The organism is Corallococcus sp. RDP092CA (assembly GCF_041903675.1).
Taxonomy (GTDB): Bacteria; Myxococcota; Myxococcia; order Myxococcales; family Myxococcaceae; genus Corallococcus.
This window is the reverse complement of record NZ_JAYESI010000180.1, coordinates 1-255: the sequence shown is the minus strand read 5'-3', so window position 1 is coordinate 255 and position 255 is coordinate 1. Positions and strand designations below refer to the sequence as shown.

Annotated in this window: 1 pseudogene; it reads right to left on the bottom strand. The window is 71.4% G+C overall.

What is annotated here, in order from left to right:
* Window positions 1–13 precede the first annotated feature (13 nt).
* A pseudogene (locus tag U8525_RS34695) lies at window positions 14–255 on the bottom strand (hypothetical protein); the annotation flags it as partial.

Below are 255 nucleotides of genomic sequence, written 5' to 3'. Positions count from 1 at the left end.
GCGTCGGCGGACGTCAGCGCGCGGTGCCGACGAAGGGCTCGCTGTCTGCCTCCTCGCTTGCGTGCTGGCCACGCGCCCGTGCGAAGAGGGGCAGCGGCGTCGCCGAGGCGGGAGCTCGCCCGACGAGGTCGCTGCCCTCGAAGAAGAGCGCGAGCTCGGAGTGCGCCAACTGCACGGGCGCGCCCGGTGCCTCGTGTTTCCAGAGGGCCGCGAAACGACCTCGCTCCAATCTCTTGGAGAACAGACACAGCCCCG